Origin of the sequence: Methylophaga sp., assembly GCF_965655755.1 — a bacterium.
GTDB lineage: Bacteria > Pseudomonadota > Gammaproteobacteria > Nitrosococcales > Methylophagaceae > Methylophaga.
This window is the reverse complement of the sequence record NZ_CBFHHW010000049.1, coordinates 1-413: the sequence shown is the minus strand read 5'-3', so window position 1 is coordinate 413 and position 413 is coordinate 1. Positions and strand designations below refer to the sequence as shown.

Sequence of the window (413 nt, the reverse complement as noted above, 5' to 3'; positions counted from 1 at the left end):
GGTTGGTTTTTCCGGATGGCCTAGACCCGAGCGAGCCATCTTAATCGCTGAGCTCAGCGCAGAAATTGCCTCGTCCTGTCCAAAAATGACGTGCTTAAGGTTGTCTTCCAATTTACGAAGGTTATCTTTGTCCGCATTACTGACAGTTTTCGCCGGGATACGGGCAATTTTTGCCACGATAGCCTGAACATCATTGACGCCAATCAATTTCTTGCGTTTAGACTTAGGCACGATACGTTGCGCCGCCCCTACTTCATCCAATACATCAATCGCCTTATCCGGCAGATAACGGTCGTTGATGTGACGATGAGCCAGCTCTGCAGCCTGAGAAATCGCAGCCTGAGAATAACGTACGCTATGGTGTTCTTCTAGCCCGGGTTTCAGCCCTTTAAGAATTTCGACTGTTTCGGCAA

At 48.9% G+C, this 413-nt stretch carries 1 pseudogene; it reads right to left on the bottom strand.

The features are described 5' to 3' along the window. A pseudogene (gene clpA / locus ACTF5U_RS11825) lies at positions 1-413 on the bottom strand (ATP-dependent Clp protease ATP-binding subunit ClpA); the annotation flags it as partial.